General features: G+C 41.0%; 22 protein-coding genes. 6 read left to right on the forward strand and 16 right to left on the reverse strand.

Annotated elements, in window-relative coordinates:
- Positions 1-115 precede the first annotated feature (115 nt).
- Positions 116-418: a DUF6172 family protein gene (locus H5200_RS10350; protein WP_145241408.1), complete on the forward strand. Its 303-nt coding sequence runs from the start codon at positions 116-118 to the stop codon at positions 416-418.
- 206 nt (positions 419-624) lie between these two features.
- Positions 625-1,569 carry a general glycosylation pathway protein gene (locus H5200_RS10355; protein ID WP_182718133.1) on the forward strand — a complete coding sequence of 315 codons (945 nt, stop codon included), beginning with the start codon at positions 625-627 and terminating at the stop codon, positions 1,567-1,569.
- A 45-nt stretch (positions 1,570-1,614) separates the two neighbouring features.
- Here the strand turns inward: H5200_RS10355 and H5200_RS10360 are convergent, their stop codons facing one another.
- Together H5200_RS10360 and H5200_RS10365 are read right to left on the reverse strand one after the other, a co-directional pair.
- On the reverse strand, positions 1,615-3,234 hold the full coding sequence (locus H5200_RS10360; protein WP_182761446.1) for a M28 family metallopeptidase: 1,620 nt from the start codon (positions 3,232-3,234) through the stop codon (positions 1,615-1,617).
- 233 nt (positions 3,235-3,467) lie between these two features.
- Entirely contained in the window at positions 3,468-3,707 is a 240-nt protein-coding gene (locus tag H5200_RS10365; protein WP_145241401.1) for an RNA-binding protein, read from the reverse strand.
- A 200-nt stretch (positions 3,708-3,907) separates the two neighbouring features.
- Between H5200_RS10365 and H5200_RS10370 the strand changes: the two genes are divergently transcribed.
- Positions 3,908-4,618 carry a hypothetical protein gene (locus tag H5200_RS10370; RefSeq protein ID WP_182761447.1) on the forward strand — a complete coding sequence of 237 codons (711 nt, stop codon included), beginning with the start codon at positions 3,908-3,910 and terminating at the stop codon, positions 4,616-4,618.
- 162 nt (positions 4,619-4,780) lie between these two features.
- Here H5200_RS10370 and lipA read toward each other — a convergent pair whose 3' ends face one another.
- The 13 genes from lipA to leuS form a co-directional block, all read right to left on the reverse strand.
- Positions 4,781-5,746 (reverse strand): lipoyl synthase, encoded by a 966-nt coding sequence (gene lipA / locus H5200_RS10375; protein WP_145240533.1) that lies wholly within the window; start codon positions 5,744-5,746, stop codon positions 4,781-4,783.
- Complete coding sequence (gene lipB / locus H5200_RS10380; RefSeq protein ID WP_145240535.1) at positions 5,743-6,396, reverse strand: lipoyl(octanoyl) transferase LipB; 654 nt, start codon at positions 6,394-6,396, stop codon at positions 5,743-5,745. The genes lipA and lipB overlap by 4 nt, the downstream gene beginning before the upstream one ends.
- A gap of 19 nt (positions 6,397-6,415) precedes the next feature.
- The gene (gene ybeD / locus H5200_RS10385; protein ID WP_145240537.1) at positions 6,416-6,694 is read right to left on the reverse strand and encodes a DUF493 family protein YbeD; all 279 of its coding nucleotides are present in this window, start codon (positions 6,692-6,694) and stop codon (positions 6,416-6,418) included.
- Between the two features lie 221 nt (positions 6,695-6,915).
- Entirely contained in the window at positions 6,916-8,076 is a 1,161-nt protein-coding gene (locus H5200_RS10390) for a serine hydrolase (protein ID WP_145240539.1), read from the reverse strand.
- A gap of 54 nt (positions 8,077-8,130) precedes the next feature.
- On the reverse strand, positions 8,131-8,904 hold the full coding sequence (locus H5200_RS10395) for a septal ring lytic transglycosylase RlpA family protein (RefSeq protein ID WP_145240541.1): 774 nt from the start codon (positions 8,902-8,904) through the stop codon (positions 8,131-8,133).
- The gene (rodA, locus tag H5200_RS10400) at positions 8,904-10,010 is read right to left on the reverse strand and encodes a rod shape-determining protein RodA (RefSeq protein WP_145240543.1); all 1,107 of its coding nucleotides are present in this window, start codon (positions 10,008-10,010) and stop codon (positions 8,904-8,906) included. Before rodA ends, H5200_RS10395 begins: the two co-directional genes overlap by 1 nt.
- Positions 10,007-11,875, reverse strand: coding sequence for a penicillin-binding protein 2 (gene mrdA, locus H5200_RS10405; RefSeq protein WP_145240545.1), 1,869 nt, complete (start codon positions 11,873-11,875; stop codon positions 10,007-10,009). The genes rodA and mrdA overlap by 4 nt, the downstream gene beginning before the upstream one ends.
- Before the next feature lie 9 nt (positions 11,876-11,884).
- Positions 11,885-12,355 (reverse strand): 23S rRNA (pseudouridine(1915)-N(3))-methyltransferase RlmH, encoded by a 471-nt coding sequence (gene rlmH, locus H5200_RS10410; protein WP_145240546.1) that lies wholly within the window; start codon positions 12,353-12,355, stop codon positions 11,885-11,887.
- A gap of 36 nt (positions 12,356-12,391) precedes the next feature.
- On the reverse strand, positions 12,392-12,709 hold the full coding sequence (rsfS, locus tag H5200_RS10415; protein WP_145240548.1) for a ribosome silencing factor: 318 nt from the start codon (positions 12,707-12,709) through the stop codon (positions 12,392-12,394).
- Between the two features lie 53 nt (positions 12,710-12,762).
- The gene (nadD, locus tag H5200_RS10420) at positions 12,763-13,398 is read right to left on the reverse strand and encodes a nicotinate-nucleotide adenylyltransferase (RefSeq protein ID WP_182761460.1); all 636 of its coding nucleotides are present in this window, start codon (positions 13,396-13,398) and stop codon (positions 12,763-12,765) included.
- A 16-nt stretch (positions 13,399-13,414) separates the two neighbouring features.
- A complete protein-coding gene (gene holA / locus H5200_RS10425) occupies positions 13,415-14,452 on the reverse strand; it encodes a DNA polymerase III subunit delta (protein ID WP_182761448.1) in 1,038 nt (345 codons plus the stop codon).
- Positions 14,452-14,946: an LPS assembly lipoprotein LptE gene (gene lptE / locus H5200_RS10430; RefSeq protein WP_145240554.1), complete on the reverse strand. Its 495-nt coding sequence runs from the start codon at positions 14,944-14,946 to the stop codon at positions 14,452-14,454. The genes holA and lptE overlap by 1 nt, the downstream gene beginning before the upstream one ends.
- A 2-nt stretch (positions 14,947-14,948) precedes the next feature.
- Positions 14,949-17,537 (reverse strand): leucine--tRNA ligase, encoded by a 2,589-nt coding sequence (gene leuS / locus H5200_RS10435; RefSeq protein WP_145240556.1) that lies wholly within the window; start codon positions 17,535-17,537, stop codon positions 14,949-14,951.
- Between the two features lie 175 nt (positions 17,538-17,712).
- Between leuS and H5200_RS10440 the strand changes: the two genes are divergently transcribed.
- The 3 genes from H5200_RS10440 (at position 17,713) to H5200_RS10450 (ending at position 21,140) form a co-directional block, all read left to right on the forward strand.
- Positions 17,713-18,171, forward strand: coding sequence for a zinc ribbon-containing protein (locus H5200_RS10440; protein WP_145240558.1), 459 nt, complete (start codon positions 17,713-17,715; stop codon positions 18,169-18,171).
- Between the two features lie 81 nt (positions 18,172-18,252).
- Positions 18,253-20,661 (forward strand): Lon protease family protein, encoded by a 2,409-nt coding sequence (locus H5200_RS10445; RefSeq protein ID WP_182761449.1) that lies wholly within the window; start codon positions 18,253-18,255, stop codon positions 20,659-20,661.
- A 2-nt stretch (positions 20,662-20,663) separates the two neighbouring features.
- Positions 20,664-21,140, forward strand: coding sequence for an FKBP-type peptidyl-prolyl cis-trans isomerase (locus tag H5200_RS10450; RefSeq protein ID WP_149980730.1), 477 nt, complete (start codon positions 20,664-20,666; stop codon positions 21,138-21,140).
- 45 nt (positions 21,141-21,185) lie between these two features.
- Here H5200_RS10450 and H5200_RS10455 read toward each other — a convergent pair whose 3' ends face one another.
- Complete coding sequence (locus tag H5200_RS10455; protein ID WP_220491345.1) at positions 21,186-22,625, reverse strand: sugar porter family MFS transporter; 1,440 nt, start codon at positions 22,623-22,625, stop codon at positions 21,186-21,188.
- Positions 22,626-22,822 lie beyond the last annotated feature (197 nt).

Genomic DNA, 22,822 nt, shown 5'->3' on the forward strand with positions numbered 1-22,822 from the left:
AGTGTAAAAAAAGCATCCACAAACTAAATGCAATTGCTATAATGACCCCAAATGGCATTTCCAATTTACTTGGTATTATTGCCATCATCATTAAATCAAGGTAATTAGGAACGTAATGAAGAAAACATTCACGCTGAATCACGAGAAAATCAAATACCCTCGCATGGTAGATGCTGCAAAGCATGAAGTAAAAAAGTATTTGAAAAGAGAGCGTAACAAAACGTTGCCAATTGATGCTGATTACTGGGCATTTGATTGTAAATTTGGTAACACAGCTGAAGATGCCCAAGTGGTGCACGTTGCTGAAATTAGCAACTCAATCAGCGAAATTGAAAAACAAGGCTTAGAGTCGTTTTATGTTGAAATCATTGCTAGAGCTGCACAACGTCAAGTGCAAGACTCTGATGATGAAATTTAAAAGTAATTGATTTAATGAAAGAATGGGCTAAGTAGCCCATTTTTTGTGCTTGCAAAAAAGTAAGTCCAGCAGTTTATTTTGCACCCGGTTGGTGCGAAATGGATCTTTTCTCTTCTTCAGATAATGCAACCAGTTGATTTATAAGTTTTTGTAAAGTTGGTTCCGTAATTGCTATTACTTTTAATAATGCAGTTAGGAGCAAACACATGGCAAGAATGAGTTATATCAGTAGCGTCGAACGTTACCAAGAATATCAAACCGTGATCCACGACTTACTTGACTCAGTGCTAGCAAGCTTAGAAGACGGTGTTAAAAAACAACAAGATAATCGTTACTTAATCGCTCAATACCCATTTTTAGAATTACAATACTGTCTAGATAAAAATGGCGTGCAGCTAGGTAACAATGTCTGCTTTAAACGTCAGTATATGAAAACCTTAAATAATCATGGCGATTCACAGGATTTGAGTGAACGGCCGTATTTTCAAGGTATCCAACAGCAGCAACATACTCGTTTTACGCCGCCCTATATTTCGATCGCGACCAATCACTTATGTATTTCAGCAATAAAATCGTTACATGCTTCATATGGCGAAAATCGCTATTTAGTGATTGATGTATGTCTAACGCAATTAATCGAATTTATTATGGGGGATCGTACTCGCGCCACGATGACGCCATTTTTTAAAGCGGGTTATGGCATTATTGTCAGTTGCTTATTTATCTTAGTGTTATTTTTACTTGGTAGGGTGTTTGGTGATATTTATAGCTTACTGTTTGTCCGCTCTATAGAAAATGATCCGCTCGAACCGTTTACGATCATCATTTTTATCACCCTCGCGTTAGCAATATTTGATTTAGGTAAAACGATTCTCGAAGAAGAAATTTTAATGCATAAAGATATCTTTAGGCACAGTTCAACGCGGCGCACTATCACACGGTTTATTTCAACTATTTTAATTGCAGTGTCTATTGAAGCGTTATTAACGATGTTTAAGGCAGCGCTGGGGCAGTCGCAGTATTTATTACCGGCAATTTATATGATGTTAGCGGTTGTAGGGCTATTGATTGCGTTGGCTATTTATGTGTATTTAGGGGCAAAAGCCGAAACCTTATTATTGAGCGCACAACGCAATAAGAAAGGGCATTAATAAAAATGGGGTAGGCGATGAATGCCTACCCCAACTCAACTTAATTTATTCTGCGCGGTCTTGGGCGCGACGAGTTTTAAAATCTGAATCGGCTTGCCATTTTGGCCAATCACCGTTGTTTGCCAATTGTGATGCGATATCAACAATTAACTCGATGTCTTGTTTTACACCACCTAATGACCACTGAGCAGAGTAATCATCAGCTTCTTTATGGTATTTATGAGCAATATAATCTGGATCTGTATCACCTAAACTCATAAACAGTAAACCAGGTACGCCTTGTTTAGCTAGTGAGAAGTGATCTGATCGGAAGAATAGGCCGTTTTGTGGCACGGGATCCATTTTTACATGACGGCCTTGTTTGCTTGCGGCTTTGCTAAGGTAGTCTTCCATTTGTGATAAGCCTTTGCCGTATTGCAGTATGTAATCGGTGCCATCTAGCACATTCATACCATCAATATTTAACAGAGCGACCATCTGCTTGGTAGGGATAAGTTCGCCACTGGCAAATTGCTCTGAGCCAATTAACCCTGTTTCTTCGGCGGTAAAGTTCGCAAAAATAATCGAGCGCTTAAACGGTTTTTGTTTATGCATGTTACTTAATATACGAGCGATTTCAATTGTGGCAGCACTGCCTGAGGCATTATCAACTGCACCATTATAAATTTTTGGCCCGCTATCAGTTTGCTTAGTGCCAAAATGATCCCAATGTGCGCTGACCACAATATATTCATCAGGCGCTTCACTGCCCGTTAATTGCGCAACAACATTGTGTGATTTAGCATGTGACACTTCGTTTTTAAATGCAAGGTTCGCTGTTAAATTAAGCGCAGTAGCTTTAAAGTCGTCGTTAAGTGCTTGTTGCTTTAATTGTTGATAGCTCAAGTTTGCTGATTTAAATAACTGCTCGGTTGCATCGAGTGTTAGCCAACCCATTACCGGTAGTTCTGATGCGTTTAGGTTGTTATCCATTAAGGTGTATTTTGTGCCTGTATTTGAGCTTTCAACTACGCCCCAAGGATATGCAGCTGGCGCTGTTTCATGCACAATAAACACTGCGGCTGCGCCTTGGCGAGCGGCTTCTTCGTATTTGTAAGTCCAGCGACCGTAGTAGGTCATAGCGTTGCCGGTAAATAGCGCATCGTCTTGCGTAGCAAACCCAGGATCATTTACTAACACAACAACCGTTTTACCCGTTACATCAATATTTTTATAATCATTCCAATTATACTCGGGCGCATTAATGCCATAACCAACAAATACTACCTCTGAATTACGAACATCAATAAGTGGCTGTAATTGTTTCGTTCGCGCCGTAAAATCTTTACCAGCGGTAAAGCTCAAGTCGCCAATTTTTAATTGCATGTTTTGATCAGCGGTTACCATCGCCATTTTTACCGGCTGTAAAAACTTATTATTATATGCACCAGTTAATCCAAGCGCTTGGTATTGGTCACTTAAGTAACCCACAGTTTTTACTTCACCGCGCGTTAATGGACCGCGTCCTTCAAATTCGTCTGAGGCAAGGGTTTTAATATGTTGTTTAATATTGCTTAAATTTACACTGGTTGTATTGTCAAGCGTCGTTTGTTCTTGAGCAGGCTCTGAACAGCCAGTTAAGCCCAATAATAAAGTTACACTGAGCGATTTAAAAAGAGGAGTCATAATTGCAGGTTTTTAAGGATACATACTGTGACTATATGGGGTGTCGGTTTTGCTGTCTAGTTTTTTGCCATGAAGCGCAGATATTTTTATAAAATACAATTAGTTGATTTTGGGTACTATGATTTAGGGGCTGAATTAAATTTCGTTGGGTGAAAGGGACTGGCGCAGAAGTTGTGTGAAAAAAAGCTAAAAGCCAGCGAAGAGTGCTGGCCTTTTGCAACAAAATAACACGTTTAAGCGTCAGCTTTCTTTACGCGGATCTTGCTTTTATCAACAGTACTTTGATTCAATGCTTTTATTGCTACAGCAGCTTCTGCATCGTTTGGCATTTCTACAAAGGCAAAGCCTTTCGATTGGCCGGTTTCTTTATCTAGTACTAAATTACAATCGGCTACTTTACCGTGTTCAGTAAAAAGTACGCGGATTTCATGTTCAGTGATAGTGCGTGATAAGTTTCTAACTAATAGTTTCATAAAGAACCATGTTTTAAAAATAACAGGGGTGATTGTCTCAAGGAAAAGCCGTTTGACCTAATGATTAATTACAAACCGCAAAAATAGTTTTTGGCTGATAGCCAAAGAATAAAGTAGGTTCCTTTTTTGGGGGGGAATAGTTAAAGCATAAGAATAGTTAGCCGATAACAACTTAGCTATAAAAAAAACAAGGACGTAATATGCAAGTTAACTCGCAAGATACATATCCACTATTGCAACCTACTTCAAACAGTTCGGTGGTCGAAATCAACACGCCAGTGAATAGTAAAGAGCAATTAAAAAGTGAAATGGAGCGCCTAGCGAAGGACATCTATCATAAAGGGCAGTTTAAAGAGCCTGATGCAACATACTATAAGCCTGTAAATAAAGATGCCAATATATTAAGACCTATTGAAGAGGTTATGTATGATATTGGCGTTGCTACAGTTCATTTGTATATGCCTGGTGGTGATGTCCCTAAAGCAGTTGAGAAGATGCTTTCACCCTATGATAGCGTTATGGCTGAATTAAGGAGTGAACAGCCTTCTTTAGCAAATAAAAGTTGGGGTATTTCTATCAATGAGTCAGGTGAGCTTACAGTAACGGGTTCTCTTAATGATGATGAAAAGGCAATCATTGCAGAAAAACTAAATAGTAATGAAGAGCTAGTCACTGCCGTTAATGATTTTAAGTCTAATTATTTAAAGTATATTAAGATGGAGCCTAGAGGCTGGGGTAATTATGACGTAAATGAAAGTAATTTTGCGGACGTCTTTGATTTTAGAGAAATGTTAGAAAGCTCAAGGAGTAGCGAAGAGTTTAAAGCAACGTGGGATTATGAAACAAATTGGCTTAAGTTGAACGATAATGTTTCAGCACAATTGAGAAGCAATGCTTCGAAACGAAAATAAACGTTGAAAAATATATGCTAAAAATTTTTACAACAACTAAGAAGAAATGCTCTTAAAATTAACTTTAAGGGTTTAGCATGAAAGGTAAGACCATTAATATAACAAAAAAGCCGTTAGTGATTTAATCCATTACTAACGGCTTTTTCAATTCTGTAAAAATGATTACTTCACTTCTTTACCCGCAGCTTGTTGATCAGCATGGTAGCTTGAACGAACAAATGGGCCTGATGCGGCATGAGTAAAGCCAATTTCATCAGCGTACTCTTTAAGCGCGTCAAACTCTGCTGGTGGCACGTAGCGTTTTACAGGTAAGTGATGCTTTGATGGCTGTAGGTATTGGCCAACCGTTAGCATATCGACATTATGCGCGCGTAAATCACGCAGTACTTCTTCGATTTCGCTAATTTCTTCGCCAAGACCAACCATTAGGCCTGATTTAGTTTTCACTTCAGGGTGTGCTTCTTTAAAGCGACGCAGTAATTCTAATGACCATTTGTAGTCAGCACCTGGGCGCGCAAGTTTATATAAACGCGGTGCAGTTTCAAGGTTATGATTGAATACATCTGGTGGCGTTTCTATTAAGATTTCAAGCGCTCGGTCCATGCGACCACGAAAATCAGGCACTAAAATTTCGATGGTGATTTTTGGGTTATACTTGCGAATTTCACGAATACAATCAGCAAAATGTTGTGCGCCGCCATCACGTAAATCATCACGATCCACAGAGGTGATCACCACATAGCTTAACTTCATATCGCGAATAGTAAGAGCCAACTTTTCAGGCTCTGCGGCGTCTGGTGTTAACGGACGGCCATGGGCAACATCACAAAATGGGCAACGACGAGTACAAATTGCGCCTAAAATCATAAAAGTTGCTGTACCGTGATTAAAGCATTCTGATAAGTTAGGGCAAGAGGCTTCTTCACACACTGAATGCAGTCCGTGCTTACGCATGGCTTGTTTAATGCCGTCGATCCGCTCGGTTGATTTAGGTAAGCGAATTTTTAGCCACTCTGGCTTGCGTAACATTTCGTTTTTTTCAGTGGGTAATACTTTTACTGGGATCAACGCCATTTTTTCAGCGTCGCGTAGTTTTACCCCTGGTTCCATCTTGACTGGTTTATTCATTCGTTTTCAAACCCTTCAGTATACTTAACCTGTGTCGCATTAAGTTTTTTAATCATATGTTTTACGAGACCAGCACCTGCTTGCGCAAGGTTTTCTGGGCCGTTCAAGTCGGTTGTTTGCACCATGTTCATACCGGCGTAACCACATGGGTTGATACGTAAAAACGGACTCATGTCCATGTTTACATTCAATGCTAGACCATGAAAAGAGCAGCCACGGCGAACACGAAGTCCTAATGATGCTATTTTGCTATCGTTAACATAAACCCCTGGGGCATCTGCTTTTGCGTAGGCTTTAATACCGTAATCATTGAGTGTATCGATAATACACTCTTCAAGCCATGTGACCAATTCTCGTACGCCAATTTTCAAGCGACGTAAGTTAAATAATACGTACATCATTTGCTGGCCCGGTCCGTGATAGGTTACTTGACCACCTCGGTCAACCTTGATCACTTCTATGTCGCCAGGGGCAAGTAGGTGTTCATCTTTACCTGCTTGGCCTTGCGTGAATACTGGCTCATGTTCAACGAGCCATATTTCATCCGCATCATGCTCAGTTCGAACATCAGTATAGTTTTGCATTTGTTGCCAAATTGGCATGTAACGCTGTTTACCAAGTTGACGGACGATTAAGGTATTTTCGCTCACAGCTTACTCCGCTTAGCGTTTAAAGCATGTGTCGTACGTCATCAATCGCACTTATCACGTTATAAATTTCTTCAATATGAGTGCCGCTGGTCACGGTAACGACTAAGCTAACTGACTCATAATTACCTTTGCTGCTAGGTTTAACTTTTGGCGCGTAATCGCCAGGGGCAATAGGTTGTAACTTAGTTAGAATTTGGTCAGTTAAGTTGACGTTTGCCAACCCCATTACTCTAAATGTAAAAGGGCAAGGGTATTCTAAATATTCATCAAATTTAGTATTTTTTACCGGTGTAGCCACGACGTTGATTCCTCATACTTATGTGCGTTTAGTACTATTTTACTAAACAATAAACCGATTAGATAACCTGTTCTCGACCTTTATAGCAATTGAATTAATCGCTTACGTAAGACAATTGGTATTCTGGTTATTTGCGGGTTAGATATGGGGCGCATTCTACCATCTTTAAAGCAAAAAAAAACGCCTTGCTTTGCAAGGCGCTTATATTATTTGGTAGCGTTTTACATTATTTGTAAACGTAGGTAATCATAAATTTTACTAAAGAAGCTACCTTCTTCAACTTCTTCAAGCGTTACCAGAGGATACTGAGCAATTACTTCGCCTTCAAGTTGTAAAGATAAAGTACCTACGGTAGAGCCTTTCGCTAATGGCGCCTCTAAAACTTTATCAAGTTTAAAGTCGGCTTTTAAATTTTTACGTTGGCCACGCGGAATAGTGATCGGCGTATCAACTAAAATGCCTAACGATACATTTTCTTTGTTACCCATCCAAATACGTTGCTCGGCAAAACTGTCGCCGGCTTTGTAAGGTGTGATTGTTTCAAAAAAACGAAAACCATAGTTAAGTAATTTTTTACTTTCTACTTTACGTGCACGTTCACTCGAAGTACCCATAACCACGGCGATTAAACGCATATCATCTTTAGTCGCTGAACTTACTAAGCTGTAACCGGCTTCCGATGTATGACCGGTTTTTATACCATCAACGTTTAAGCTTTCATCCCATAACAGTGAGTTACGGTTGTATTGCTTAATGCCGTTAAAAGTAAATGATTTTTGTGCGTAAACTGCATACTCGTCAGGCACATCACGAATAAGTGCTGCACCTAAGGTGGCCATATCTCGAGGGGTTGTGAAGTGTTCGTTGGTATCTAAGCCATGGCTGTTAATGAAGTGGCTGTTACTCATACCTAATTTCTCAGCATGGGCATTCATTAAGTCTGCAAATGCGCTTTCGCTACCGGCAATATGTTCTGCCATAGCCACACAGGCATCATTACCTGATTGAATAATTATACCGTGGTTTAAATCATCGACAGTGACCTGCTTACCGACTTCGATAAACATTTTTGATGATTCAGGAAAGTTTTTAGCCCACGCTTTTTCGCTCACTGTGACCATATCGGTTGGGGCAATGTTACCCGCTTTGATTTCGGTACCAATGACATAGCTGGTCATCATTTTAGTTAAACTGGCAGGTGCTAGGCGAGTATCAGGTTCACCTTCAGCTATAATTTTACCTGTAGTAAAATCAACAAGAAAATAACCTTTTGCATTAACTTGAGGTGGGGCTGGGATGATTTGGGCGGTCGCAGAAAAAACGGCAGCAGAGCAAACAACGCTACACACACCGCTAATAATTTTGGATTTAATAGATTTCATCATACTCATTAATGGTTAAAGTTAAAGATTCGCGTTTACCTCATTCTAAAGGTGTTATTCACTATAAAGCAAGAACGCGTTTTGAAATTGATCCTGTTTTAATTTTTCAAGTACTTGCTGAGCTTGCTCAGCATTTTTAATTGGCCCTAAACGCAGCCTATAAATAGCATCTTTTTCCACAATATTAGTGGGTAATTGATATTGCTGGCGTAGGGTGTACGCTAATGCTTCAATATTTTCTAAGGTACTGCCTGCAGCGACTTGAATATAACTCAAACGCGCAGTCGAATCAGGCATTGTGATAGCCTCAAGCTTAACCTTGGCTGTACCATGATGATAGTAACCAAGTTTATACGCTGCTGCATAGGATAAATCGATTAAGCGGTCATCATGAAATGGGCCACGATCATTTACACGGACAATCACAGACTTGCCATTACTGGTGTTGGTTACTTTTACAAAGCTTGGTAAGGGTAACGTTTTATGAGCGGCAGTCATCGCGAACATATCATATATTTCGCCATTTGAGGTGTGGTAACCATGAAATTTGCGCCCATACCATGAGGCGATACCTTCTTCGCTATAGCCAGTTTCATCCAGCATCGGAGTATAGTTTTTGCCATTAACGGTGTAAGCGCGGCCAGCACTGGCACTTTTGGTAACTTTAGTGACTATGGCATCTTGCATTTCTAATTCAGTTGGCGCGCGAAGTGGTGCAGAATCATGGCGCATACTATACCGGTCACTGTGATTTATGCCTGAGGAACTACAAGCGCTTAAAACAATCATTAACCATGAACAACTGAACAACTTTAGACAGTAACGCATTACTTTAATAGCATCCTTTTATCAGTTGCGATAGACATAATAATGCCAAATCCAGCCATTAAGGTAACCATCGATGTACCGCCATAACTTATTAATGGCAATGGTACACCCACTACAGGCAGTAACCCTGATACCATGCCAATATTTACAAATACATAAACAAAAAAAGTCAGGGTCAGTGCACCTGCCAGTAATTTACCAAATGCATCTTGGGCATTAACCGCGATATATAAACCGCGACCAATGATGAATAGATACATGCATAATAAAACACATACACCAAAAAGACCAAACTCCTCACTAAGTACAGAGAAGATAAAATCAGTATGGCGTTCGGGTAAAAATTCTAATTGTGATTGGGTGCCTTGCAACCAACCTTTACCTTCAATACCACCGGAGCCAATTGCTATTTTTGATTGAATAATATGGTAACCAGAGCCAAGAGGATCGCTTTCTGGATTGAACAAAGTTAGTACCCGCTGTTTTTGATAGTCATGCATACCGTAATGCCAAAAAGGCCACGCAGCTAAAGCAACCAAAGCGCTCAAAAAGCCGATTAATCGCCAGCTTAGACCAGACAAAAATAATACAAATATCCCTGAACTGGCGATTAAGATAGATGTGCCTAAGTCGGGCTGCTCTTTGATCAGGAGTGTGGGAACCATAACAATGGTAAAACCAACAACTAAGTGTAGTGCTCTAGGCGGTAAATGATTACGGCCAATATACCAAGCCACCATCATAGGCACGGCTATTTTCATTAATTCAGCAGGTTGAAAACGGGTAATACCTAAATCTAACCAGCGCTGAGCGCCTTTGGAGCTGACGCCAAATAACAGCACCGCAACTAGCATCAGTAATCCAGCACAATATAAAGGAATAACTAAACGCTTTAAGGTCGCTGGTGAAAATTGCGCCAAAATAAGCATGCCTAAAATTGCGCCGCCCATCCTGGTAATATGGCGGATCATCATTGCCGGGTCTTGACCACTGGCGCTATAAACAACGGTTACACTGCCTGCCATCATTAATAGCAATGCCAGTAGTAGCGGCAAGTCAAGATGCATACGCACCCAGATTGAACGACCATCATGTAGAGTAGTCATGGTGTGTTATTCCTGGCAAGATTAACGGGATTTGCAGCAAAGTAGTAATCCATTAGTTGGCGAGCAATTTGCACACCGCCATGATTGTTTTCTAGAACAACAGAAACAACGATTCTGGGATCCTCATAAGGTGCAAAGCCTACATAGATAGTGTTATCACGTTGACGCTCTTTGAGGGATTTTGCATCGTAGCGTTCACCTTGAGCAATACTGACTATTTGTGCGGTGCCTGTTTTACCTGCTGAATCGTAATTTGTTCCTTTAAATGCTTTGTGAGCGGTACCAGAGGCTTTTTGTACTGTGTTGTGCATAGCATCTAAAGCGATTTGCCAATGGTGAGGTTCTTTTAAAAAAATCGGGGGTTTTTCTTCATTATTGATTTGTGTAACTTCATCGTCTTTTTTCACAACTTGTACTAAGTGTGGTGGGTGGTTAATTCCACGGTTCACTAATATATTCATCGCGTTTGCGATTTGTAGGGGGGTTGCGGTCCAATAACCTTGGCCAATGCCAACTGAGATTGTATCGCCACGCCACCATGATTCTTTAAAACGGCCTTCTTTCCATTCTTTTGAGGGCAAAATAGCCGTGGTTTCTTCATGAATATCAATGCCGGTTAAATCACCGTAGCCAAACTGTGCCATAAAATCACTGATTTTTGTGATCCCTAATCGATAAGAGACATCATAAAAGTAGGTATCGCACGACTCTTCAATGGCTTTGTAAACATCAACATGACCATGGCCCCAACGTTTCCAATCTCGCCATTTATGATCAACATTCGGAATTTGAAAGAAGCCAGGATCCCACATTGACGTTTGCTCGGTAACGAGACCTTCTTCAAGAGCAAGAACTGCCATGTGAGGTTTTACCGTCGATGCTGGTGCATAACGTCCTTGTGTGGTTCTATTTATAAGAGGTCGGTCAGGGTTTAATAGGGCTTTATAGTTTTTACTGCTAATACCGTGAACAAATAAGTTCGGATCATAACTGGGATTAGAATACAGCGCTAACACGCCACCGTCTTTAGCGTCCATGACGACTACAGCGCCACGCATATCTTTAAGTGCATGTTGGGCAATCTGCTGCAAGCCAACATCAAGGGTGAGCACTAAATCATTACCTGGTTGCGGAGGAGTCATGCTTAAGGTTCGAATGACACGACCACGATTATTGACTTCAACCCGCTGCGAGCCTACTTGGCCATGCAGCAGTTGTTCATAATATTTCTCAATACCGAGTTTACCAATATCATGGGTTGCACGGTAATTAGTACCTTGCTCTTGTGATTCGAGCTGAGCCAGTTCTTTTTTATTGAGTTTAGCGACGTAACCTAACGCATGAGTTAGGGTGTCTGCAAACGGGTAGTAGCGTGCCAAACGTGCTTCGATACTAAACCCAGGGAATTTATACTGATTAACTGAAAAGCGCGCTACTTCTTGTTCGTTTAAACGTGCTTTTAATACTTGGCTCTTAAAGCGACGGTTATGCTTTATATCATCAAGAAAATCGTTTTTTTGTTGCTCTGAGATATCAATAAATTGTGTCAGTGCTGACAGTGATGCATCAAGATCGTCAACTTCTTCAGGAATGACTTCTAAATTATAAACCGGTTTATTTTCAGCAAGCAACACACCATTGCGGTCATAAATAAGGCCTCGGTTAGGAGCAATAGGAATAACTTTAATGCGATTGTCGTTAGAACGTGTTTGATAATCTTGGTGATCATCAACTTGAATGGTATATAAATTGGAAAGTAAAACCGCGACTAAAATAGTAACAAATACAAACCCCACAAAGGCGCGACGAGCAAATAGGTTAGCTTCTGCTGAGTGGTCTCTAATTGTGGGTCTGTGTTTGCGCATGAGTAAATGTTACTCGCGATGATACGGGTGGTTATTGTTTAAGCTCCAGCCTCTATATAGACTTTCAGCAACAATAATACGCACCAATGGATGTGGTAGGGTCAAATTTGATAATGACCATTTTTGCTCTGAGGCAGCAATACATTCTGGTGCTAAGCCTTCAGGGCCGCCAATTAGCAAACTTACATCGCGGCCATCCAGTTGCCACTTCTCCATGTCTTTTGCTAATTGGTGAGTATCAAGCGCTTTGCCTGTTACCTCAAGCGTAACAATACGATTGCCTTTAGGGATAGCGGCTAAGGTTTTTTCGCCTTCAATATGCAAAATACGTTTAATATCTGCATTTTTACCACGTTTACCTGCGGGAATTTCAATTAACTCCAGCGCCATATCTTTTGGAAAGCGGCGCTGATATTGTGCAAAACCCGTTTCTACCCACGCTGGCATTTTGGTGCCAACGGCAATCATCTGTATTTTCACGTGTTACATCCAAGCTCTAGTAAAATTAGTGAGCAATTAGCTCCATAGTTTTTCGAGGTCGTAATAGCTACGTGCTTGATCTTGCATTACGTGTACGATTACATCGCCTAAATCAACCAGTGCCCATTCACCATCGCTTTGGCCTTCATAACCTAGAGGCTCTTGACCTGCGTGACGAGCTTCTTTTGCTAAATGATCAGCAATTGACAATACATGACGTTTCGAAGTACCAGAGCACACGACCATAAAATCGGTGATGTCTGAGCTTGCGCTTACATCAATATTAACCACATCACGTGCTTTCATATCGTCAATTTTGTCTATTGCAAAGGCGAGTAGTTGTTTCGTATCCAAGGTGTTATCTCATTTAAAAGTGAATAGCTGTTATTTTATCACGCAACTGGTATTTATTCATCACTTAGATAAAGTTGCTGTGATTGAATATACTGACTCACGCCAGTAGGAAGAAGTTCATTGTAATCTATGGCATTTTTAATCGCCTTGCGAATATCGCTTGAGGCAATAGCCATTTCTTCGCCAGCTAAAAAATATAATTTTCCACCAGCTTGCGTTGTAAGCTCTGCGCTATTACTACATTCTGCGGCTTGTTGGTATGCGAGTAACTCGCCATGGGCAGTGCATTTTAGGCCCGGGCGTTGAAATACCACAATATGACAAAGCTGAGTAATTGTTTGCCACTCAAACCATTTATCTAAGTTATTAAACGAATCCATGCCAATTAAAAATAATAATGGTTGATCTGGAAATTGTATGCGGATCTCTTGCAGGCTTAATAATGAATATGACGGGCCACTGCGATTGAGTTCGCGTAAATCGAGTTGAAAATATGGGTAAGGTGCAATCGCAGCATTGAGCATTGTGATGCGATGCTGCGTGCTTATTCCCGGAGCTGCTTTATGAGCTGGGATCGCACATGGCATAAAGTATAAAGTTGTTAAATTGAAATGCTCGACACAATGCTTAGCCATATTGATATGGCCTAAATGAACGGGGTCAAAAGTCCCACCAAACAGTGCAATCATCATAAACGCCTAATAATTAGTAGAGCGGATGCGCAGGCAAAGGAAACGTCAATGGTTGGCAAAATACTAAACAAATATGTGCTAATGCTTGATACGGTTTGACTAAATTACCTTGCTTATAACTGGCATCAAATTGTGCGAGCAACTGGGTGATTTGCTCTAAAGTATGTATCGACAAACGATTAAGTGCTTGTTGAATCGGCCCTTGCTGATTTTTCCAGATGGCTTTTTGTTTAAATAGCGTTGCCAGTTGTTCACCTTGTTGTAAGCCTAATTGTAGGCTTAGTAAGGTATTTGCTTCTTTAGTAATGGTCCATAAGATACTCACAGCTTCAGTGTTATCGCCAGCGAGTTTATTTAATACTTTAATTGCTTGGTGACTATTACCTTGTAGCAGTGCATCACTTAAATCAAAAATATCAAACTTGGCTTGATTAAGTAGGCCTTGTAAAACCTGCTGTTGATCGATCATAGCAGTGCCATGCAATAACGACAGCTTTTCGAGCTCTTGAAAACACGCTAACAAATTACCTTCAGTAGCATCAATTAGGGTGCGTTTGGCATCTGCTTGCATATTGATTTTTAAGCGCTGGCACTGCTCATCAAGCCAACGGCTTAAATGATTGCCGGTCAGGGGGTAGCAGGGTACAAATACGCCCAGTTTATCTAACGACTTAAACCAAGCACTGCGCTGAATATCTTGACTGGCCTTGGCCCCTTTTACAATAAGTACGGTGTCGGGGTTGTTTAGTGCTACGAGCTGTTTAAACGTTTGGCTACCAACAATACCTGGCTTTTGAAAATTAAGGTCTAGCTCGATTAAAGTACGAGCACTAAATAACGACATACTTTGATATTGCGCTATTAGCTCTTGCCAATCAAAACCGGGCATTAAGGTAAATTTAACAACCTCATCAAAACCTTGCTGTTTCGCAATCTGACGAATTTGTTGAGCGCATTGTGCTACTTGAAAGGGTTCTTCACCAAATACTAAATAAAAAGGCTGTAAGCCTTTTTTTAATTCATTGGGTAATTGATTCGCATAACAGCGCATTATAGTTGCGACAGCTCTCTAACAATACGACGACTAGCTTGCATGCGAATTTCATTCAATAGCAACTCTAACTCTTTTGCTTTTGCTAAAGCGTTATCAGGGTCGTCTTGATAATTACGATAAAGCTCAAAACGTTGTTCAATTGCTTCTTTGCCAGGGCGCTTGAGTAAGTAGCGAACACTATAAGCTAACTCGTACTCGGCAACCTGACCATTTTTAAATAATGATAAGGTTTGACGTTCAAGACGATCTTTATATAAATACAGCTGAGCGACGTTTTTCTTAGGCGTGTCGAGTAACTCAACTTTGCTCAATGTGAGTTCTTTGCCAAGCATCGCAAATAACGCTGATTTTTCATCATCACCGTTTAAAGTTAAGGTGGCCAAGTCATCAGGCAGACTTGAGGCTTTTTTAAGGTGAAAGCCGCAGCTAGATAACAAAAAACAGACTAGCGCTAAGGCTAGTCCGTTTTTAATGGCATGAATAGCAGCCATAATTAGTTAGCAACCACGTTAAGTAGTTTACCTGGTACGTAAATAACCTTACGGATTGTTACGCCATCAGTGAACTTAGATACGTTAGGTTCAGCAAATGCTAGTGCTTCTACTTGCTCTTTAGTAGCATCAGCTGGCACCGTTAATTTTGCGCGTAGTTTACCGTTAACTTGCACGATGATCAGTTTTTCATCTTCAACAAGGGCAGACTCATCAACTACGGGCCAAGACGCATCTAAAATATCGCCTTCTTTACCCAATTCTTGCCACAATTGATGTGACAAATGCGGCGTAATTGGTGCAAGCATAATTAGCAGCGCTTCAAGCGCTTCGTTGGCAATCGCTACATCTTGTTTGTCAGCTAAAGGTGCTTTTAACAATTTGTTTGAGATTTCCATGATTGCCGCAATGGCAGTGTTGAATGTTTGACGACGTTCAACATCATCAGTCACTTTTGCAATTGCTTTGTGCAGCTCACGACGAAGCACTTTTTGCTCGTTGTTTAATGCTGATTTGTCTAATGCTTGGAAACCAACAGTGTTTACATCAACCGCATATTTCCATACACGTTTAATGAAACGATGTGCCCCTTCAACACCTGAATCAGACCATTCAAGCGTTTGCTCTGGTGGTGCGGTAAACATCATAAATAAACGTACCGTATCAGCGCCGTATTGAGCGATAACTTGTTGCGGGTCGATACCGTTATTTTTTGATTTAGACATTTTGCTCATGCCTGATGAGAATACTGGCTCGCCGTCAACTTTATGCCATGCTTTAGTCACGCGGCCTTTGTCGTCGGTTTCAGTATTTACATCACTAGGGGAAATCCAAATGTCGCCACCTTTTTCATCTTTACGATAAAATGTTTCGGCAAGTACCATGCCTTGGCATAATAAGCGGTCAAATGGCTCATCTGAATTAACTAAGCCAAAATCACGTAATAATTTATGGAAAAAGCGCGAATACAATAAATGTAAAATAGCGTGCTCAATACCACCAATGTATTGGTTTACTGGTAACCAGTAGTTTGCCGCAGCTGGATCTAGCATACCTTTGTCATGGCGTGGACTACAGTAACGTGCGTAGTACCAAGATGATTCCATAAACGTATCAAAAGTGTCAGTTTCATGAAACGCAGGTGCGCCATTAACTGTGGTTTTAGCCCATTGTGGATCTGCTTTGATTGGCGATGTTACACCGTTCATTACCACGTCTTCTGGTAAGCGCACCGGCAGCATATCTTCAGTCGCAGCAAGTTCGTTACCGTTTTCATCGCTTAACATTGGGATTGGTGAACCCCAATAACGCTGACGGCTAACACCCCAATCACGTAAACGGAAGTTTACTTTACGCTCACCAACACCCAGTGCTTCAAGTTTGTCGGCAATAGCCTTAAATGCGCCATCAAAATCAAGGCCATCAAATTCAGCTGAATTTACCAGCACACCTTTTTCAGTGAATGCCGCTTCATTTAGGTTTACTTCAAGATCTGAACCTGCGACAGGTGCAATGACTTGTTTGATGTCTAAACCGTAAGCGGTAGCAAATTCAAAGTCCCGTTGGTCGTGCGCGGGTACGGCCATTACAGCACCTGAGCCATAATGCATTAATACAAAGTTGGCAACCCAAATTGGTACTTGCTCACCGGTAAGTGGGTGAGTAGCAAAAAAGCCCGTTGCGATGCCTTTTTTCTCCATCGTCGCCATATCAGCTTCAGCTACTTTGGTGTTTTTGCATTCATCAACAAAGCGTGCCACAGCGTCGCTATTTTTAGCTGCTTCTTGTGCGATAGGGTGTCCGCCTGCAACAGCAACATAAGTCACACCCATAAAGGTATCAGGGCGAGTGGTATAAACGCTGAATGTTTCGTTGTTATCGGTGCGTTTAAACTCAATATCTAACCCTTCAGAGCGACCAATCCAGTTGCGCTGCATGGTTTTAACTTGCTCTGGCCAATCTTCTAACTTGTCTAAGTCGTCAAGTAGCTCTTGCGCGTAGTCAGTGATTTTAATAAACCACTGTGGAATTTCTTTTTGTTCAACTACAGCACCTGAACGCCAACCGCGACCATCAATAACTTGCTCGTTAGCAAGTACTGTTTGGTCTACTGGATCCCAGTTTACCGTTGACATTTTTTTGTACACTAGGCCTTTTTCGTAAAGCTTAGTGAAGAACCACTGTTCCCATTTGTAATATTCTGGATGGCAAGTTGCGATCTCACGATCCCAGTCATAACCAAAACCTAATTGCTTAAGTTGGGTACGCATGTAATCGATGTTCTCGTAGGTCCATTTTGCTGGCGCAGTTTTATTTTTAATTGCCGCATTTTCAGCCGGTAGACCAAACGCGTCCCAACCCATAGGTTGCATTACGTTTTTGCCTTGCAAGCGTTGGAAACGAGAAACAACATCACCAATCGTGTAGTTACGCACATGACCCATGTGGAGTCGGCCGCTTGGGTAAGGGAACATAGAAAGGCAATAATACTTTTCTTTGCTCTCGTCTTCAGTGGCTTTAAATACTTGGTTTTCTTCCCAGTAGGCTTGGACTTTTGACTCTATGTCTTGCGGGTTATATTGCTCTTGCATCTACGGTTCCAGACTTCTTGCAAACTAATAAAAAATTGCCGTTAGGATACCCCAAAAAAAGCACTAATCACAGCGTCAAATCAGTGGATTTTATATGAAATTAGTTTTCAGGGCAGGTTAACCTATACTTGTGTAAGGTATAGGTTCGCTAAACACAGTTCTGAAGGAGTAAACAATGGCTGATTATAAGACGTGGTTAACAGATTTGAGCACATGGTTAAAAGACGTAAAAGATCATGAGCTAAAAGATGCGATGGATAAGTTTATTGAATCTGAACAAGCGCTAAAAGATTTAGGACAAGAAAAATTAACTTTATACAGTGAATATTTAAAGCGCGATATTGAACACATCCAAGAGCACGATCAACACTATGGTTCCCTTGCATGGCAAGAGCTTAAAGAGTCTTTGTGGTTTGAACTTTCACATATCGAAGACAAAACTCAACTTGAGTGGCAAGCATTAAATCAAGATTTTAAGCACAATGGGGTATATCACCAAGGCGAATGGATAGCCATGGGCACATTAGTATGTAAGAATTGCCAATATAGTTATGATATTTACCACGCTACGCAAATTACAGCGTGTTCGCAATGTGATGGTATCTACTTTAGCCGCAAGGCACTACAACCTTAAATAGTTAGTGAACAGTGCCTTTTAGTGCACTGATGCCACCTTACAAAATCAACGAATATGTTGGTATAAAAAGAAGTTAGAATGACGAAGAAACTGCTGCCTTTATCTGTGTCGGCCCTTGCGCCGACAATTTCACTTAATCATGTACAAACGTGCATGAACAATCCATATCCTGAAACCTTGACTTTCATCGGTCAACAGCGGGCGCAAAGTGCGCTTGATTTCTCGTTAGGGATGGAATTACCTGGTTACAATGTGTATGTAATGGGGGAGGCCGCGCATGGTCGGTTTACCTTAGTCAAAGATAAACTTCAAGCACACAGCAAAGGCCGGCCAACACCAAATGAGTGGTTATACGTTAATAATTATGACGACCACCGCGAGCCTATCGCAATGTTTTTACAAGCAGGTCAAAGTAAACAGTTAGCTGATGATATTGACTCATTTATTGATGAAGTACTCGACACCTTTCCTGCAGCGTTTGATAACCCAGCGTACCAGCGTAAAAAGAAAAAAATCGACCGTGAATTTAACGACGCTTACGATAGCGCAATTACTGCTGTGGAAATTGCCGCGCTTGAGCAAAGTGTTGCCTTAATTGAAGAAAAAAGTGTGGTTGGATTTGCCCCGCTGATTGATGGCAAACAACTAAGCGATGCTGAATTTGCTGAGCTTGATGATGAATTGCGTGAACAATTTTATGAAGTAATTGAAAAACTCGAAGATGCACTCATTGAGGCACTGATTGAGTTGCCTCGTTGGAAACGTGAATCATCTGAAAAACTCCGTAATTTAAAAAAATCCACTGCAGAGCTGGCTACTAAGCCATTACTAAAAGATCTTGAACATAAATATGCTGCGCACATTGGAGTATTACGCTATCTAAAAGACATCCGCGTGGAAATTATTGATGCGGTACTTGAGTGGCTCGATGATGAAGATGTTAGCGACGAAAACAAAGAAGATTTTGACCGTAAAGGGATGCTTACCGACTTTTTTGCACCTAATATTTTAGTTGAATTTAAAGAAGGTGATGCTGCCCCTGTGGTGTATGAGCCAAATCCTACCTTTGGTAATATTTTTGGCAAAATTGAATATGCTACTTCACAAGGCTCATTGATCACCAGTTATCGATCGATTCAGCCGGGGGCACTGCATCGCGCTAACGGTGGTTATTTGATTATGGACGCTGAAAAAGTGATGGCTAATCCACAAGTGTGGGATGGTTTAAAGCTGTCATTAAAAACTCATCAAATCAAAAATGATTTACCGTATCAAGATAGTGCTGTTGGCAGTAGCTTTACCTTGCGTCCACAGTTGATCCCGCTTGATGTAAAAATTATTTTACTCGGCTCGCGTGAGTTGTATTACACCATCGGTGAATATGACGAAGAGTTTGCTGAGCTGTTTAGAGTGTTAGCCGATTTTGATTATTACCTGCCAAGCAGTGATAAATTACAGTATCAATTTATCACTAAAGTGATTGAGTACTGTGAGCTGACGCTAAAGTGTAGTCTAACTGAGTCAGCGATGGCACGATTACTGAAATTTAGCTACCGCCAAGCAGAACATCACAATAAGCTTTCAGCTCGTTTTGCTGATGTGTTAGAGCTAGTGGCAGAAGCCAGCTTTTATACCAAGCAAGATAACTTAACTTTAATTGATGCCCATCATATTGATGAAGCGATTGAAGGCAAGCAATATCGTACTGGGCAAATTAGCGAAAATATGCTCAGCGATATCAAAGAAGGGCATACCTTAATTGCCACCGACGGTCATGCTGTAGGTAAAGTAAACGGTTTAACAGTATTACACATTGGCGATACTTCTTTTGGTACTCCGGCACGGATCACCGCCACGGTTTACGCTGGTGCGGATGGGGTAATTGACGTTGAGCGCGAAGCTGAGCTGGGTAAAGCCATTCACTCCAAAGGTGTCATGCTACTGACGGGCTATTTAGGTAATAAATATGCGCAGCAATTTAGTTTAACGCTCAGTGCTAATATCGCCATTGAACAAAGTTATGGCTACATTGATGGCGACAGTGCGTCATTAGCTGAGTTGTGTGCGCTTATTTCTGCAATTACTAGCTTACCTATTAGCCAGTCAATTGCACTGACTGGTTCAATTAACCAGCACGGTGACGTGCAAGCCATTGGCGGTGTAAACGAAAAAATTGAAGGGTTTTTTAAGCTTTGCAAAATGCGTGGTTTAACGTCTGCGCAAGGAGTAATAATTCCTAAATCAAATCAAGTAAACTTAGTGCTTGATGACGAGATCCTCAATGCAGTAGAGCTTGGCAAGTTTCATATTTATGCAGTTGAAACGGTTGACCAAGCGCTTAATTTACTGATGGATATTGCAGCAGGCGAGTTGAGCGACGGGCAATATCCTGAAAACTCAGTTAACGGCATTGCCTTAGCCCGTTTAAGTGAAATTGCAGATATCGTTAATGGCGATAACGACGAAAAAGAACACGAGAAAGAATAATCATGATCAACATTATTTTGGCGATTATTATCGCCATTTTATGCTTTTTGATTTTTCAAAATAGCAAAAAAGTAAAGCAACAAGCGGTCGCTAATGCGCAAATCGAAGCCGACTTTTTAGTGGCAAACAGCAAGGTTGAAGGGGTTATTGAGACCGCATCTGGTCTGCAATATAAAGTTGTTAGCAGCAGTGGTAGTGAGGCAAGACCAAGCCCAACTAGCATGGTGAATGTGCATTATCACGGTACTTTGCTAGATGGCAGTGTATTTGACAGTTCTGTTGAGCGTAATAGCCCAATCAGTTTTGGTTTAAATCAGGTAATAAAAGGCTGGACTGAAGGTTTGCAACTGATGAGTGAAGGCGATAAATACACCTTTTATATCCCTCATCAATTAGCTTACGGTGAAAAACGTGTTGGCAGTATTCCTCCAGCCTCTTTACTTATATTTGAAGTTGAATTACTTAAAGTAGAGTCTTAGTTGAAAAAATGGCGAAATAAATACATTCGCCATTTTAAACAACTTTTACATGGCTTCTAGCTTGATACCACGTGTTTCTTTTATATATTTAACAATAAAAAATACGCTAATAAAGGCCGAAATAGCATAAAACCCATAGGCACCAGCTAAACCAATACTACCGAGCATAATCGGGAAGGTCATGGTAATTGTAAAGTTGGCAAGCCATTGCGCACTTGCTGCAACAGCTAAAGCAGCCCCTCGAATACGATTATTGAACATTTCGCCTAATAGTACCCATACAACAGGTCCCCAGCTTAAGCCAAAAAATACCACAAAGAGATTAGCCATGATAAGTGCAAACGTGCCCATACTGTCAGTTAATGCAAGTTTACCTGCCGCATCGAGGCCTGCGCTACCAAAGGTATAAGTTAATGCACTTAAACTAATAAACATACCAATACTACCTACTAGTAATAATGGTTTTCTGCCTACTTTATCGATAAGCGCAATTGCTATAAAAGTAGATAAAATATTGGTAGTACCCGCTAATACATTGATGAATAAAGATTGTGATTCATCAAAACCCGCTGCTTGCCAAAGCTCAGAGCCGTAATAAAAGACCACATTAATGCCTACAAATTGCTGAAAAACAGACAAAGCGATACCAACCCATACGATTGGGTGTATTTTCTTTTTACCGTCAATAAATAAGTCACGAATACTTGGTTTTTTATCGCCATGAAGTGACTGCTTAACATCGTTTATTTGTGATTGGGCATCATCATTGGATATTTTTTTAAATACAGCTTTGGCTTTTTCTAATTGGCCTTGGGCAACTAAATAACGCGGCGACTCTGGTATAAATAATACTCCCAACAGAAATAATCCTGCAGGTACAAGTTCTGCCCAAAACATCCAGCGCCAAGCCGCCAGCTCAAGAATAAAAATACCTTCAGCGCCGTTTGCCGCCGAAGCGATCAGGTAATTACTTAAAAAAGCAGCAAATAAGCCAAGTACAATCGCTAATTGTTGCAGTGTTGCTAATCGTCCACGCAAAGCCGCAGGTGCGACTTCAGCAATGTAAGCGGGTGCCAATACAGATGCAGCGCCAATACCGAGACCACCAAATAGACGATAAAAAATAAATTCAGCGGAGCTGTCTGCAATGCCTGAACCAAACGCGCTAATGGCAAATATTACTGCAGTGATGATCATAATTGAGCGGCGACCAAATTTATCAGCAAGCGGGCCCGCAATCAGCGCACCAAGAGCACAACCCAGTAAAACCGACGCAACATTAAACCCTGTTGCGACGCTGCTTGAGTTAAATGTTTTGCCAAGCGCCGACACAGTTCCGTTGATAACCCCGGAGTCAAAGCCAAATAAAAAGCCACCAATTGCTGCAACGCCAGATATAAATATAACGTAAAGTAGAGAATCGGTGTTTGTTGATAAAGAGTGATTCGGGCTATTAATCTTGCCCGACGATAAAGGTGTTGTCATGGTGATATACCTGGTTATTGTTGTAACGAATTATATAGTAGTGTGAGGCGACGCATATTTTAACATGATTTTATCGGGGCTGACTCTTTCATAACTAATATTAAAGTTATTATTAAGCACTTCGAGTAGACCTTTAACGTCGCCAGTTTTGAACATGCCTGCAACGTGTACTTGCTTCAAACGTTCGTCATCAGTAT

Source organism: Pseudoalteromonas sp. SG43-7 (assembly GCF_014164295.1).
Classification (GTDB): Bacteria; Pseudomonadota; Gammaproteobacteria; order Enterobacterales; family Alteromonadaceae; genus Pseudoalteromonas; species Pseudoalteromonas rhizosphaerae.